This is a genomic window from Mesorhizobium sp. M0768, from assembly GCF_040320195.1.
Lineage (GTDB): Bacteria > Pseudomonadota > Alphaproteobacteria > Rhizobiales > Rhizobiaceae > Mesorhizobium.
The window spans coordinates 60,948-75,011 of sequence record NZ_JAMYPD010000016.1; the positions used below are offsets into that span (position 1 = coordinate 60,948).

Genomic DNA, 14,064 nt, shown 5'->3' on the forward strand with positions numbered 1-14,064 from the left:
CTCTCACGCGCCGCCGTTGAAGGCGAGCTCATGTTCCAATGCCGGCTGGCGGGTGAAGATTGCCGTGATGAGTTCGTCAGCGACATCGCGCAAAGCCATCTCGGCGGTGTCGATTTTTGCCGCCTTTTCCGCTCGCGCAGGAGGCGCGAAAACGCGCTTGACGACCGTCGGTGAACCGCGCAGGCCGCATTTGGTGAGATCCTCAATGCCGGCGTCGGCGGCACTCCATTTCAAGACCTGGCTGCGCGCGGCGCACAGGGCGTCCTGGATCGAGCCCCGGCGGATCTCGTTTGTGCCTTCCAGCATAGTGATGAGGCAAGGGAGCCTGCTCTTCAGCATCTGTGTGCCGCCTTCGGAGCGGCGCTCGACCTTGATCTCGCGTGCAGCAAGGTCAATAGAGGCGATCTTCGCGACATAGGTCAGTTGCAGGAGTCCGAGGCGCTTGGCGATGCCGGGCCCGACCTGGGCGGTGTCGCCATCGATCGTCTGCTTGCCGGTGAAGACGAGGTCTGGCGTGCCGAACGTCTCGCCAACTTTTGCGATTGCCTGGGAAAGGGCGAACGAGGTCGCCAGCGTGTCGGAGCCGGCAAAATAGCGGTCGGTCAAGAGCACCGCTCGGTCGGCGCCGTAGCCGAGCGCCTTGCGCAGCGCGTCCTCTGCCATGGGCGGACCCATAGTGAGCACGGTGACTTCGCCACCATAGGCGTCGCGCAGTTTGAGAGCTTCTTCGAGGGCGAACAGGTCGTAAGGGTTGATGATAGTCGGAACACCCTGGCGCATGATCGTGTTCGTCACCGGATGGACCCTTATCTGTGCCGAGTCCGGCACCTGCTTGATGCAGATTACGATGTGCATTGGCGGTTTCTCCAGGCTCCTGTCCGGATGCGGGCTTGGCGGTTTATCTCCTTGGTTTGCATCATTCGTGCCAACTGTTTTGGGCTGCCCCCTATCCCTAGAACTTCGCTTGGTTGCTTCCGAGGGCGCCGTGGTGATGACGGATTTGTCGGCTTCTCGACATTGTCGCGTCGCAACCCGTGTCGCGGTCATTCCTGTCCGAACCGCTTCAGTACGGAGTCGAATGGGACAAAGGTGCGGCCCGGCGTGGCAGGTTTGTTCGGATCGTGGTCTTTGAGCACCTTGAAGACCCGATGCGAGAGCGGCGAGGAAATCGCGAAGTCTTCGTAAGCGCGTTCGAGCGTCGCGCGCACCCGCGCGGCAATCACCTGGTCGGGCAGACCGGAGAAATCTTCTTCGGCAAGGTATTGGCCCACGCGCTTCATGATATGGAGCCGCGAGACATTCAGCACCTTCGGATCATAGGAGACGCCAAGGACTGCGAAGAACTCCTCCGCAGCCGACAGGCGCTTCAGTCGTGCGAGGATGTCGGTGACATCGATAGGGCGGCTGTCAGCGGAACAATTCATTGCATTCTCCCTGGTCGGAAAACTGTGGTGTCGGTGCGCTCGCGCACGGCTGACCTGGACCCGCACAGCTCCGCGAGGGATGCCTCGCTGCACATTCCATCGTAGAGCTCGACCAGTTGAGTTGCAGTGACGGTCGATTTGGTCTCGGTCGCCTCGCGCCGGGCGCGGGCCACCATCGCGGCTGCCAGATCCGGGTCGAGATCGCGGCCGCTTTCGCTCAGCACATGGGCAATCGCAGTGGCGCCGGAATGCTTGCCGATGACGATACGCCGGCAGCGGCCCACGAGAGCCGGATCGAGCCCCTGATAAGTACGCGAGTCCTTCAGCAGCCCTGCGACGTGAATGCCGGATTCGTGCGTGAAAACATCGGCGCCGACGACCGGTTTAATGGCCGCGGTCTGCCGGCGGGCGGCCCAAGCCACCTGGGCGGCGAGGTCGGGCAATGCGGTCAGCTCGATGCCGGTATCCGCGCCGTCGAGGACCGCCATCGCGGCGGCCACCTCTTCCAGCGCGGCATTGCCCGCACGCTCGCCGAGCCCCAGGACGGTGACGGACGCATGGCGCGCGCCTGCGCGGATCGCGGCCAGCGTGTTGGCGGCAGCAAGTCCGAGATCGTTGTGCGCATGAAATTCAAGCTCGATTGGAGACTGCGGCACGAGCTGGGCGACAAGTTCGAAGGTCGAAAACGGGTCGAGAACGCCGACTGTGTCGGCTAGCCTGACGCGGCTTGCGCCGGCGCGTGCAGCCGTCTCGATGACGCGGGCGAGATGATCCCGATTGGCCCGCGAGGCGTCCTCGCAGCCCACCGCGACGAAGAAGCCGGCGGCGGCTGCGCGCCTGACCATACGTTCGATGACCTGGAGCGCTCCCGCCTTATCGAGGCCGAGCTTGGCGGCAAGTTGGATGTCCGACGCAGGCAGCGATAGATTGATGGCGTGGACGCCGCTCTCGATCGCTGCATCGAGATCCAGCGACGTCATCCGGCACCAGGCCATGAGCCGAACCGGGAGACACCGCGCGACCACGGCGCGAATTGTTTCGATCTCGTCGGCGCCCATGACCGGCGTGCCGATCTCGATCTCTGTGACGCCGGCCGCTGCAAGAGACTCGGCGATCTCCAGCTTTTCCGTCGTGGTAAAGGCGACGCCGGGCGCCTGCTCGCCATCGCGCAAGGTCGTATCGTTGAGAAAGACATGACGGGTCATGAACGGTAGCCGGTTCTGCTGCCGCTCAGGCATAGACCGGATTGACCGTCTTCGGAGCTTCGGTTACCCGGCCCAGAACTGGGAAAGCCACGCAGCTTCTCCACGATTGCCGGCATGACCTCGAGCACCCGGTCGACGTCCGCTTCGCCGTTGTCCCGCGCCAAGGAGAAGCGGACTGCCGCGTGTGGCGTTTTCATCGCGCTCAGGACATGGCTCGGTTCCAGAGAGCCGGAGGTGCAGGCAGAGCCGGAGGAACACGCGATGCCCACGCGGCTGAGGAGGAGTGGAATTCCATCACTTTCGACATCTTCGAAGGAGATGTTTGCGGTGTTGGGCAACCGTTCCAGGGGATCACCGGTGACACAGGTGCTTGGGATGCGCTGGAGAATCCCGTCCTCTAAACGGTCGCGGAGCGACTTTACCCGTGTGGTCTCGTCGTCCATGAATTTCAAGGCGAGTTCGGCCGCCATGCCGAGCCCGACTATGCCGGGCGTATTCTCGGTGCCAGCACGCCGGTTGTGTTCTTGGTGGCCCCCCTTGATCAGCGAGTGGAAATTGACGCCACGTTTTACGAAAAGCGCGCCGATCCCTTTCGGCCCGTGCAGCTTGTGGCCGGAGAGCGACAGCATGTCGATTGCGGTCGAGTTCAGGTCCATCGGAAGCTTGCCGACCGTCTGCACAGCATCGGTATGGAAAAGGGCGCCCACTTCCTTGGCCAACTCGGCAAGCCTGGCCACGGGGAAGATCACACCAGTCTCATTGTTCGCCCACATTATCGAGACGATTGCCACCTGTGGGGTGAGGGCGGCCATATAGGCGTCGAGGTCGAGCCGGCCACGGCAATCCACCGGGATCCTGTGCACCTTGACGCGGCGGGTCTTCTCAAGATGCGCGCAGAGCGTCAGCACGGCGGGATGCTCGACCGCGGACGTCACGATTTCGGTTCGGTTGGGCGCCGCCTCGAGCGCCGAAAGAAGCGCTGCATTGTCGCTTTCTGTCCCACCCGAGGTGAAGGTGATCTCATCGTCGAACTCCGCGCCGATCAGAGCTTGCAACTGCCTCCGCGCCTTTCTCACCGCCGCACTGACTGAGGCGCCAAGAGCGTGCGCCGACGAAGGGTTGCCGAATTGATCCCTAAAGAACGGCAACATCGCTTGCACGACCTCAGGATCGACCCGTGTGGTTGCGTTGTTGTCGAGGTAGACAGGTTTCATGTGCGATCCTCAGTTGACCGGAATGACGCGAGCGCGCGACCGCCTCATTGAGCCTCTGGCGTATGCCGTTGATGATGATGGGCCCGAACTGGCAGCCGGCGCGGACGCCCGAGAGTTTGACGTAGACCGGATCGGCGTCGGCATGGCCAAGTCCGCAGTCGCCGCCGTCAGCCCGCAGGTAAGGACGCCCGAACACGACAACGTTATCGATAAGCCGAATTTGGCGCAGCGGCGCGATTTGGCCGCCAGCAGCTTGGGTGCCACCAGGAACCGAACTGTTTCGGGAGGCGACGTTCTTTGCATCCTACCTGAAGCGATTGCCGGTCCCAAGATCGGCTTCGACCTTGCCTTGTTCTTGAGGACAGGGACATCTGTTGTGCCGGCCATATAAGCCTCCTCTGCCGCAAATGAGTCCGTCGGCGGCAATCGCTTCATGGACCCGCACAGGCGCTTCGGGCGATCAACTGAAGGACTTGCCGCAGCCGCACTTCTCGCGCGCGTTGGGGTTATCGAAGACAAAGCCGGAAGATTCGAGCCCGGTGAGGAAGTCGACGGTCATGCCGGCGACATGCGGTTGGGAGCCCGCGTCCACGAACAGCTTGATCCCATCTGTCTCGGTGATCGCGTCGCCCTCGCGCGACACGCTCTCCAGGCCCATTAAGTATTTGAAGCCGGCGCAGCCGCCGGCCTGGACCATGATGCGAAAGCCTTCCGCCGGCTCGCTGGCGCGGGAAAGAGCAGTCTTGATGGCGGCAACAGCGTTGTCGGTGAGCGTAATCATGGCTCCATTCTCCTCAGTCCGGGACCTGCTTGCGCATCACGTTGCATGCACCGTGCCAAAGCGAAAAAATGTTTCAACACAGCGCGGCATCTCTGACCCTGCGGTGGTTCTTGTGAGTCCATTGCTGCGAAGGTGTCGGCCAACCGACACGTACTGTCGGGTTTGTCGGGTCCGCCACGCGGGATGTTGGGCCTGAGTTGTTGGCTGAACTCACATTAAACCAATGACCATTACAGAAGACTCCTTCTGGGCTTGCTTCGGCGCAATTGGCACAGTTTTTGAAGCTCCACTGGCGAGGCGGCAAGAGACTGCCGATCCACAATCGTGTCGTGGGTGCCCTCGCGATCGATGCGGCGAAGCAAGGGAGCAACATGTCAGGACTGGGTCAGACACGCTTTGTTTGGCGAAGCAGCGCCGCCCGTGGCATCCGAATGACCGATTGGCCGATTGCGACAACACCCACAATCGCTCACCACCGCCCGGTGGCCACCGACCGGCTCGATGAGATTCCATCGGCATGTGCCTGCACGTCTCACTCGGGTCTCGCCGCTCCGATAGCACCCCCGGTTTTCGCGCGGGTGCGACGACGTGCGCACGCTGTCCAGCGACACTTTGTTCACGGGCCAGCAGCAGATCAGGGTCGAGCATTTCGGCGCGCCTTATCGGCTGAAGATTCCCGGGCAGTGCAGCTGATCCTCACACGTAGGTGGAAGCAGGGGTAAGACATGGACCAGCGCGAGAAACCATCGCCGGACGAAATCCGGCGGGCGTGCGAAGACAATCCGAAAATCCGGGAGCATGATCTCGCCGCTCGATTGGGCATTTCGGAAGCCGAATTGGTCGCGGCGCATTGTGGTCACGGCGCGGTGCGCATCGAGCCGCGCGTCGATGATCTGCTGACCGGCCTCGAAGCGGTCGGCGAGGTGATGGCGGTCACCCGCAACCAAAGTGCCGTGCACCAAAAGATTGGCGTGTACGACAAAGTGGTCACCGGCAACCCGCATGCCATGGTGCTCGGCGACGAGATCGACCTGCGCATCTTCCCGAAAGCGTGGGCGTATGGCTTCGCCGTCGAGAAGCGCGAGGGAGCCGAGATCCGCCGCAGCCTGCAATTCTTTGATGCCACCGGCGAGGCGATGCACAAAGTACATCTCAGGCCCGCCTCGAACCTGCACGCCTATCAGAATCTGGCGGCAGAGCTCGTATCCTCCGACCAGGAGCCGATCATATCGGTCGAGGCGAGCGGGGCGCGCGATAACGCAGTGAGTCCAGACCAAGCCGCCACGGTCGACGACCTACGCGAGCACTGGAGCCGGCTGAGCGACGTGCATCAGTTCTACCATATGTTGAAAACACTGAAGCTCAGCCGCTGCCAGGCGATGCGTATGGCCGACGAGGATTACGCCTGGCTGCTCGACAATGATGCCGTTGGCGCCCTGTTCCAACAGGCGGCCGAAGACGAGATGCCGATCATGTGCTTTGTCGGCAATCGTGGTTGCATCCAGATCCATTCCGGCCCGATCAAGTCGGTCAAGCAGATCGGGCCGCGGATCAATGTGCTAGACGAGACCTTCCATCTGCATCTTAGGACCCATCACATCCGCGAGGTCTGGGCCGTGCGCAAGCCGACGAGGGACGGTCACGTCACGTCCGTTGAAGCCTATGGCGCCGACGGCAAGATGATCATCCAGTTCTTCGGCACGCGCAAGGAAGGCGAACGCGAGCGCAGCGACTGGCGGTTTCTGGCCGAGAGTCTGCCACGCGTTCCCGGTCCGACCGACAGGGATGTGTAGAGCCGGCAGGCCCGTAGGATTGAACCGGCCGCCATAGGGCTCGGCGCCACGTTCCGACAGCGGCTCGCGAGGAAATATAGGTCCATGTGCGATAGAGCTTGCCGTGTTAGCGCATACGCACGGTCAGGTGTGCACGCCGGAATTGACCGCATCGATACAGTCAAGCTCGTCGTCGGCCGGACCGCTGCACACGAGTGCATCGCCGTCTAACCGGAAATCCTTGCAGCGCCTGCGAGCGATAAAACGCATACGCCATCAGCGCCGAACCGAAGCGCGGCTCGACCTTGTTGATATTTCCGATCATCGCGCGCAAGCGCAGTCGGGTCTTGTCGGACCGCACCCGATCCTTGCGCTGGATCGCGTCGTTGCTCAATCCGGGCCTTGCGAGCGATCTCCTCGCTCGTCGACCGGAAGGCTGTGCAGCAGCAGCCAAGCCGAACAGCCCGATGTCGCGGACTCGACAAAACCGACCACGGATGTCGGTTGTCGGACGTTGTCCTAAGAATAAGGGACAGGTGATCATCAGCGGCGGGCCCAGTGCAGGCTGGCATTGCTTGGTGCAGCGCCATGGGTACGCCTATCCGGCACGCGACTTGCTTCGACAATTTGATCAGCAGGGCATCAGCAGTGCGTCACGGAGCTCAGAGGTGATTGACCAGCCTCTCAACCCTAACGGGGATAAGCGGCGGCTTTGCTTCATGACCGCAGCGCGGCGGAGATGCCCCTTCTGATCGACTTCGCAACCGATCTCATCCGCGCTGGTGCAGGTGGGCTGTATCAGGCGACAGAATCTAGAAGGCGCCCGACAAGAGACGTGCCCATGCTGGAAATCGACTTTATGAACAGCGGTGCAATCTCAATCGAGCCATGAACGCCAATGTAGAGAAAACAAAATGGCGACCAACCCCGTTCCAGATCATGTCCCGCCCGAAATGGTGAGGGACTTCAGCCTGTTTACATCGCCAGGGATGCCACCAACACCCAACGGGGATCCACACGCAGCTGTCGCTTGCGTACATGACGGGCCTCCGATCTTTTACTCCCGCTACAACACGCAAGATGGCCGGGGTACCTGGGTCATCACCCGTGCCGCGGACCAGCGGAAGGTGCTGCAGGACGCAGAGACTTTTTCCAGCCATCGCAGCATCTTCTCCTCCATACTGGGTGAAAACTGGCCGACGATCCCGCTTGAGCTCGATCCACCGGCCCATGGCGTCTTTCGCTCACTGCTCAATCCGCTGCTTTCGCCAAAGCGGGTGTTGGCTTTGGAACCGGCTGTCCGCGAACGGGCGGTCGAGCTGATCGAAAGGATCGCCGCGTCGGGCACAAGCTGCGACGTGATGAAGGATTTTGCCTTTCCTTTCGCGGTGAGCACCTTTCTTCGCTTTCTGGGGTTGCCCGATGACCGACTCGATACATTCGTCGGCTGGGGGAAAGATCTGCTCCACGGCGACGATAAGGAACGACCTGTGGCTGCCCGGACGATCGTGGCATTCATCGACGAACTTGCAGCCATGCGCCGCCAGGAGGCGGTTGACGATTTCATGAGCTTTATCGTGCAGGCACGGGTCGAGGGCCGCCGGCTGACGGACACCCAAGTCCGCGGCATCGGCGTGCTTGTCTTCGTCGCTGGGCTCGACACGGTCGCAGCAGCTATAGGCTTTGACTTGGCGTACCTCGCGCGCAACCTCAAAGATCAGCAATTGCTGCGGAGCGAACCGGACCGCATCCCGCTCGCAACCGAAGAATTGCTGCGGGCCTATCCGCCCATTCAGTTGATCCGCGTGGCTACGAAAGATATCGACTTCGAAGGCGCGCCGATCCGGAAGGGGGACTATGTTTCCTGCGCCACGATGATTGCCAATCGTGACCCGGCGGAATTCGAATGCCCCAACACAATCGATTTGGAGCGGGAGGACAACCGCCACGCAGCGTTTGGCTATGGTCCCCACCGTTGCCTTGGCTCACACCTTGCCCGGCGGGAGATTGTCATTGGCCTGGAGGAGTGGTTGGCGCGCATCCCGGCTTTCAGGATCAAGCAGGGTACGGCACCGATAACTTCTGGCGGCCATGTGTTCGGGATCGAAAATTTGATCCTGGACTGGTCTTAGGCCCGCCCCGACCCGGGGCACAGACAATGGAGGCAGCGCAATGCGCATCATCGTCCAAAAGGCCAAATGCCAGGGTCACGCGCGATGCGCGGCGCAAGCGCCGGACATCTTCAAGCTTGATGACGAGGGCTACATCCTGCCCGGTGACATTGAAGTTGCGGAAGGGGAGGAACTGCCTGCATCGCGGGGCGCGCGATCCTGTCCTGAACGTGCGCTGGAACTCACCCGCTGCGCGCTTTGAGGACTCATTCAACCGAGAGTCTGGCGGGCTTGAACCATGTGGCCGCACTCAGCACGCGACCTCTGTCCCGCACGGTTCACGTCCAACTCTGCAGGGGCATTTCCGGCGCGGAGGTGCTCCCGATGAGGCGCAAACGCGCAAACGGCAGGGCGGGGTTCGCGAAACACCTCTTCCAATCACAGAATTTGCGACAGAGCCGATGGACCAGGCGAAAATTGCCGAACTACTTGACCGTGAGGCGATCCGCGACTGCCTCTATCGGTACTGCCGCGGAATAGACCGCGCGGATGAAGCGGCGCTCCGCAGCGCGTATTGGCCCGATGCGCATGACAATCACCGGGCAAATTGCGGCTCGGCAGAGGGCTTCATCCGGTTTGCGCTCGGCGTCTTCAAGAGCGGACCCCGCAACATCCATAAGATCACAAACGTCCTGATCGAATTCATCGGCGGGGCAGAGGCCGCGGTCGAGAGCTATTTCACCGCGCTGCAACGCGGACCGGGACAACGACGGAGAAGTACGCCAGGCGCTCCTATGCGGCCGATACTGCGATCTGTTTCACAAGAGGGAGGGGGAGTGGCGGATTGCCGAACGGACAGTGGTCTACGATTGGCTCGAGGAGCAGATCCCACCAGCGGTCATTGAAGCAGAACGGTTCGGCCCGCGACAGCTTATTGGAGCACCGCATCCGCACGATCCGGTTTACACGCTTAAGAAGCGTCGCATTCCTTCTCGCCCTGATGCCTTCAGAGGTTTCGAGTGGGAGGCCGCATCGGCAGTGGGGACAACAGAGTATAACAATTTTGCAATGCCACAGCGATCCCGGCGAAAGCCTGCCCGGTGAGGATGCGGCCGATAGGAGTGCCCTTTTCTCCCCGCGACCGCGTCACGGTGACAGCGTTCTTCTCTGTCGCCCCGAGCCCGCCGACGACGCTGGTGTGCATCGATTTGCGGGACCTCCTCAGAGCCGCTCATCGGGGCAAGCGCCTGTCCTCGGCGGATCCCTCACCCGCTTCGGTATCAAATCGAGAGTTGGACCGCTGCCGGAACCCACGAACGCCCATATGGGCCTACAACTGGCCGTTAGCCTAGAACAACGCACTGGGTCGGCTCGGGGCATCAGGTTCTCATCTTTGTTGATACATCTATACAGACGTCACCGGAGTGCAGGCGTCGCGCAGTGCCGCCAGGATAGCAATTGCGTAAAGGCGCCGATGCGGTTTGCCTTCCAAGAAGATCAGTCTCCTGGTCTGTTCCAGCAGTCAACTGGATCCTCGGGTACCCCGCAGCTAGACTATTCTGCGACTTCAGCCAAGGGGTAAGCGCTATCGAGAAGCGGGGCGCATATGTCGTCAGGGACCGAGGATATCCTGGCCGCGGCCGTTCCAGAAGAGGCGCATCAGATCTGATCAAGCAGATCAAGTCCCGCCACTTAAACGCGAGACGATCGGGTCCGTCGTACTCGCGACGCGGCGGAGTGCTTCATTCCGGACGTCCTTGCGAGCGTCGAAGCAGTCGCAGTTCCCCATTGGGACGAGGCCATCTGCAAACGCGATGGTATCGTCCAAAATATTATATTGGCGACCTGAACACCACGTCGCGCATACTTGCAGCTAGCAGGACAAACGCCCATGCGGCCTGTAGAGATATCTTCGAGTGCCTACAATGAGCCAAATACCACACCTTCCTTCGATCTCGATACCACTGGCGTGATCAGGGGGCCTGCTGGTCGGTGGTGAAGAGGACGCGGCGCCTGGACCTTCGGCTGCAGATAGTCCGCTGAGGCACCGGATAAACCTGCTCTGCCTGCCGGGGAAGCCCGTATGAGTGGTTCGAGTGATCTTGCAAATGAACGTCCCGGGGAGGGGCTTTCAAGCTTTCTCATGAAGGAGGTGCCGTGCACCTGGCCAATGCGATGCGGCAACGGTGAAGCATGTATGTCGCCAGTAAATGCGAGCATCGAAGTCGCTGTCGAATGTACAGTTCGTCCAAATGCGCGATACGTTCGATTTGTTCAAGTAACACTTGGAAAAGTGTTGCATAAAAGAAACGCCAAATTATATAAAGCTGGCAAGCTAAACTTTAAACTTGCACAAATGAGCGTCGCGGATAGCGTCCCACTGTGAAGCGTGCACTGCGATGTGCGTCTGTTTCGATCGTGGGGGCAAGGCGGTCGTCCATTGATGTTCTTCCCTTTTTTATTGAGAGACAAAAGTTGAAGCCGCAAGACGGCTGCTAGGTTGCGCGCATACGAAAACGCAACACATCGCCGTCCTCCAAACTTCATGTCTTCAACGCTCTTTCGGAGGCTTGCTGAGGGAATGCTATTGGGAAAGCCAGATATGTCCGCGTCGAGTGATCTTGGGGATGAAAAGCGCCAGACCGAGCTTTCAAGCTTTGTCATGAGGGAGGTGCAGCGCATTCTTGCCCAATGCGATGAGGCGAAGCAGTGTGACAAGGTTGCTGTTGCGCCTTCGGGTTCTCCTTCCAACGAATTGACCGCCGTGGCCGCCGAATTTCTTGGTAGGCTCGAGGCCGAAGCAGCGCGACGGCTCAACGCCCAGGCGGGTGAGATCGCTTCGCGACCCCGGGCAGCCGATCATCCGCTCGGGCATCCGGTTCTGAAAGATTGCCCGAGAGAAGGCGCGCGCATTGCAGAATGGGCCGGTCCAGTTGCGGGGTCGACGCATCTCGAGAGACGTTTTGGAATACCGCGGTCCACTTTGTATTGGTGGCAGCAACACAATGATGTGGTTGCCTTTCGGAGAGGCTCCCGTAAGCATGTATTTCCCCTAGCTCAGTTCATCGACGGCAGGCCTATGCCCGGAATCAGGCAGGTCCTTTCCTCGATCTCCGATCCCAGACTGGCTTGGCTGTGGCTGATCAGCCCCTCGCCTCTTCTCAAGGGTCGCGTCCCTATCGAATTGCTCAGAGAAGGTATGAACACAGAAGTTGTTTCATCGGCCGCCCAGGCTATTTCTCTGATTGGACCTATCTGACGATTGGCCGGATGCCGGTCGCTGCTCGCGCACATTCTATACGTGCGTAAACAGCAACTGTACCAATTGTGCGATTTGTGCAAATGTATAGTTGTCCAATTTGTGCAAGTAATATTGAAGATTTAGTGACATTAATACAACTGATACTTAGATAAGTGGTTGGCAAACGGAATTTGAACTTGCACTTATTCGCCCGGTGAATAGCGTTCGAGCCGGGAAGGATGCATTGCATGCGCATCTTTTTCGATCGTGGGGACAGGGAGCGGTTCGTCCATCGACGTCCTCGCCCCTTTCAAATCATTGAATGGAGATCAAGTATGAACATCAAGAGCCTTCTTCTCGGCTCAGCTGCGGCTCTGATCGCAGCTTCCGGTGCTCGCGCCGCCGACGCGGTGACGGTCGCCGAGCCGGAACCGGCTGAATACGTCAAGATCTGCGACGTATATGGCTCGGGCTACTTCTACATCCCCGGCACCGAAACCTGCCTGCGCATCGGCGGCTATGTCCGTTACGACATCAGCGCTGGCGACGTTGGCTCCTACGACGGGGCGCGGACCCACGACGTCCAAGACGGCAGCGACCAGGGCACCTGGCGCAAGAACGCCCGCTTTGACCTAAGGACTTGGACCGGCCAGGAAACCGAACTCGGTACTTTGAAGACATACACCGAAACCAAATTCAATTTCGGTAACCGCAACGCCTATTCGGGTCCCGACAGTCCCCAGAACTATGCCTTCAACAGGGGCATCACACTGAACTTCGCCTGGATCCAACTCGGTGGCCTTCGCGTCGGCAAGGACGAATCGGCCTTCGATACGTTTATCGGCTATGCCGGCAACGTCCTCAACGATACGCTCGTTCCGTACGGCGATTTCGACACCAACGTCGTGCAGTACTACTTCGACGCCGGCAATGGCTTCTCCGCCGTGGTATCGCTCGAAGAGGGGTCTGGCGTCGTCGGCACGATCGACAGCTACGTTCCGCATCTTGTCGGCGGCGTGAAGTACACGCAGGGCTGGGGCGCCATCACCGGCGTCGTGGCTTACGACAGCAACTACGAAGAGGTAGCCGGCAAGGTCCGCTTGGATGTAAACGCCACCAACGAACTGTCGCTGTTCATTATGGCTGGCTATGGGACCGACGACAACCTAACCGATGGGACCTACGCTATTCCTGCCGGCGGTCGCGGCTTCTACAAGCAGTGGGGTGGCAACTGGGCCGTCTGGGGCGGCGGCACCTACAAGTTCAACGAGAAGACCTCTTTCAACCTTCAGGCGGCGTATGACGAGTGGAAGAACCTCGGCATCGCCGCCAATGTCGCCTACGATATCGTTCCTGGTCTGACGATCACGGCCGAAGTCGACTATCTCCACGCTGGCAAGTTCGGGGATGTGGACTTCTCTAACTGGACCAATGCCGACAAGAAGAACAGCGTCGGCGGTCTCCTCCGCTTCCAGCGCTCGTTCTGAGGATTGAAGAGCCCGTTTGCCGCGTTCGAAGCAGTAACTGTGAGCCTAATTTGCGGCTGAACCATTGTGGTGAGCCTTGTAGAGGTTTTCGGCGAATTGCTTGATCACGGACCTCCAATCCGAGCATTTCGTCGATGAGAAGGGCGCCCTGTTCCCGGGCGCCCTTTTTTAACGGTTATCATCAGACTCTCTCCCGGGGGAACTGTAAGAAACAACGCATCGTCCTGCTGGCAGCTGTTTGGCGTCTGCCTTTGGCTTTTTTTTGCTGATCCTGATCCTGCAGATGGTCAGCTTTTTTGGTTGACTAGGCACGCGCAAGCGGGAGGGATCGCGCAGAGACACGCGGAAGTTTTTTTTGCCAGTGGAACCCAGACGACCTGATGGGGAGTCGCGCCAGCAGGGTGGGCGCCACGTCCAGTGCCACCGACAAGGCCTACGATGCGCAGGACTTCACGAGTTACGCTTGATGAAGGTGACGCCGCACGTGGCGCAGAACACCAACGGGGCGCCGTTCGGCGACCGACAGTCGAACGATGCGGCACAGCGACTATGCGGTCAGCCAGCGCATCCGCAAGCGCATTGAGGAGGCGGTTCGGATGGATCAAGACGTCGCCGGACAGGCGAAGACGAACATTCGATCAGACATGCCTTGCCCCGGTTTCAATCGCTGTTCCTATGGCCTCCGGCCGGAGCGCAGCGTTCACCTTGCTGTCGCACAGTGAGGATGCAGCTTCAGCATGGCGCTGGCATGCGTGCGCTCAGCAGCTGCAATAGCTCGCTTGCGTTGGAGAATTCACGATGACACCCCCTTTCGTCACTTGTGAGGGCT

13 protein-coding genes and 2 pseudogenes are annotated in these 14,064 nt (G+C 60.2%); 8 read left to right on the plus strand and 7 right to left on the minus strand.

Translation table 11 applies throughout. The annotated features are described in order from the left end of the window. Nucleotides 1–3 precede the first annotated feature (3 nt). From NKI08_RS20310 to NKI08_RS20335, 6 genes are all read right to left on the minus strand, one after another. On the minus strand, nt 4–855 hold the full coding sequence (locus tag NKI08_RS20310) for an electron transfer flavoprotein subunit beta/FixA family protein (protein ID WP_352480508.1): 852 nt from the start codon (nt 853–855) through the stop codon (nt 4–6). 188 nt (nt 856–1,043) lie between these two features. Beyond that, on the minus strand, nt 1,044–1,424 hold the full coding sequence (nifW, locus tag NKI08_RS20315) for a nitrogenase stabilizing/protective protein NifW (protein ID WP_352480507.1): 381 nt from the start codon (nt 1,422–1,424) through the stop codon (nt 1,044–1,046). Further along, nucleotides 1,421–2,629, minus strand: coding sequence for a homocitrate synthase (gene nifV, locus NKI08_RS20320; protein ID WP_352516051.1), 1,209 nt, complete (start codon nt 2,627–2,629; stop codon nt 1,421–1,423). The genes nifW and nifV overlap by 4 nt, the downstream gene beginning before the upstream one ends. Continuing rightward, a complete protein-coding gene (gene nifS, locus NKI08_RS20325; protein ID WP_352771726.1) occupies nt 2,626–3,843 on the minus strand; it encodes a cysteine desulfurase NifS in 1,218 nt (405 codons plus the stop codon). The genes nifV and nifS overlap by 4 nt, the downstream gene beginning before the upstream one ends. After that, the gene (locus NKI08_RS20330) at nt 3,794–4,039 is read right to left on the minus strand and encodes a NifU family protein (RefSeq protein ID WP_352480504.1); all 246 of its coding nucleotides are present in this window, start codon (nt 4,037–4,039) and stop codon (nt 3,794–3,796) included. The genes nifS and NKI08_RS20330 overlap by 50 nt, the downstream gene beginning before the upstream one ends. Before the next feature lie 264 nt (nt 4,040–4,303). Further along, a complete protein-coding gene (locus tag NKI08_RS20335; protein WP_023678237.1) occupies nt 4,304–4,624 on the minus strand; it encodes a HesB/IscA family protein in 321 nt (106 codons plus the stop codon). Between the two features lie 588 nt (nt 4,625–5,212). Between NKI08_RS20335 and hemP the strand changes: the two genes are divergently transcribed. Next, a complete protein-coding gene (gene hemP, locus NKI08_RS20340) occupies nt 5,213–5,317 on the plus strand; it encodes a hemin uptake protein HemP (RefSeq protein ID WP_352480503.1) in 105 nt (34 codons plus the stop codon). A gap of 32 nt (nt 5,318–5,349) precedes the next feature. Next, complete coding sequence (locus NKI08_RS20345; RefSeq protein ID WP_352480502.1) at nt 5,350–6,417, plus strand: hemin-degrading factor; 1,068 nt, start codon at nt 5,350–5,352, stop codon at nt 6,415–6,417. 160 nt (nt 6,418–6,577) lie between these two features. Here NKI08_RS20345 and NKI08_RS20350 read toward each other — a convergent pair whose 3' ends face one another. Continuing rightward, nucleotides 6,578–6,790, minus strand: a complete 213-nt coding sequence (locus NKI08_RS20350; RefSeq protein WP_352771728.1) for a hypothetical protein — start codon at nt 6,788–6,790, stop codon at nt 6,578–6,580. Between the two features lie 520 nt (nt 6,791–7,310). On the opposite strand from NKI08_RS20350, the gene NKI08_RS20355 reads away from it, so the two are divergent. The 6 genes and pseudogenes from NKI08_RS20355 to NKI08_RS20380 all read left to right on the plus strand — a co-directional run. Beyond that, the gene (locus tag NKI08_RS20355; protein ID WP_352480501.1) at nt 7,311–8,528 is read left to right on the plus strand and encodes a cytochrome P450; all 1,218 of its coding nucleotides are present in this window, start codon (nt 7,311–7,313) and stop codon (nt 8,526–8,528) included. 40 nt (nt 8,529–8,568) lie between these two features. Then, nucleotides 8,569–8,769: a ferredoxin gene (locus NKI08_RS20360; RefSeq protein WP_352491466.1), complete on the plus strand. Its 201-nt coding sequence runs from the start codon at nt 8,569–8,571 to the stop codon at nt 8,767–8,769. Nucleotides 8,770–8,968: 199 nt separating this feature from the next. Continuing rightward, a pseudogene (locus tag NKI08_RS20365) lies at nt 8,969–9,611 on the plus strand (nuclear transport factor 2 family protein). Nucleotides 9,612–11,094: 1,483 nt separating this feature from the next. After that, nucleotides 11,095–11,766, plus strand: a complete 672-nt coding sequence (locus NKI08_RS20370; RefSeq protein WP_352771730.1) for an antitoxin Xre/MbcA/ParS-like domain-containing protein — start codon at nt 11,095–11,097, stop codon at nt 11,764–11,766. 317 nt (nt 11,767–12,083) lie between these two features. Next, nucleotides 12,084–13,235, plus strand: coding sequence for a porin (locus NKI08_RS20375; protein ID WP_352492857.1), 1,152 nt, complete (start codon nt 12,084–12,086; stop codon nt 13,233–13,235). A 389-nt stretch (nt 13,236–13,624) separates the two neighbouring features. Then, a pseudogene (locus NKI08_RS20380) lies at nt 13,625–13,957 on the plus strand (hypothetical protein); the annotation flags it as partial. Between the last annotated feature and the right edge of the window lie 107 nt (nt 13,958–14,064).

Coding starts and splice junctions, on each gene's coding strand:
- nifS (WP_352771726.1), bottom strand. CDS start 3,843: ATGAAACCTGTCTACCTCGACAACAACGCAACCACACGGGTCGATCCT.
- NKI08_RS20345 (WP_352480502.1), top strand. CDS start 5,350: ATGGACCAGCGCGAGAAACCATCGCCGGACGAAATCCGGCGGGCGTGC.
- NKI08_RS20335 (WP_023678237.1), bottom strand. CDS start 4,624: ATGATTACGCTCACCGACAACGCTGTTGCCGCCATCAAGACTGCTCTT.
- nifV (WP_352516051.1), bottom strand. CDS start 2,629: ATGACCCGTCATGTCTTTCTCAACGATACGACCTTGCGCGATGGCGAG.
- NKI08_RS20375 (WP_352492857.1), top strand. CDS start 12,084: ATGAACATCAAGAGCCTTCTTCTCGGCTCAGCTGCGGCTCTGATCGCA.
- NKI08_RS20310 (WP_352480508.1), bottom strand. CDS start 855: ATGCACATCGTAATCTGCATCAAGCAGGTGCCGGACTCGGCACAGATA.
- NKI08_RS20355 (WP_352480501.1), top strand. CDS start 7,311: ATGGCGACCAACCCCGTTCCAGATCATGTCCCGCCCGAAATGGTGAGG.
- nifW (WP_352480507.1), bottom strand. CDS start 1,424: ATGAATTGTTCCGCTGACAGCCGCCCTATCGATGTCACCGACATCCTC.
- NKI08_RS20360 (WP_352491466.1), top strand. CDS start 8,569: ATGCGCATCATCGTCCAAAAGGCCAAATGCCAGGGTCACGCGCGATGC.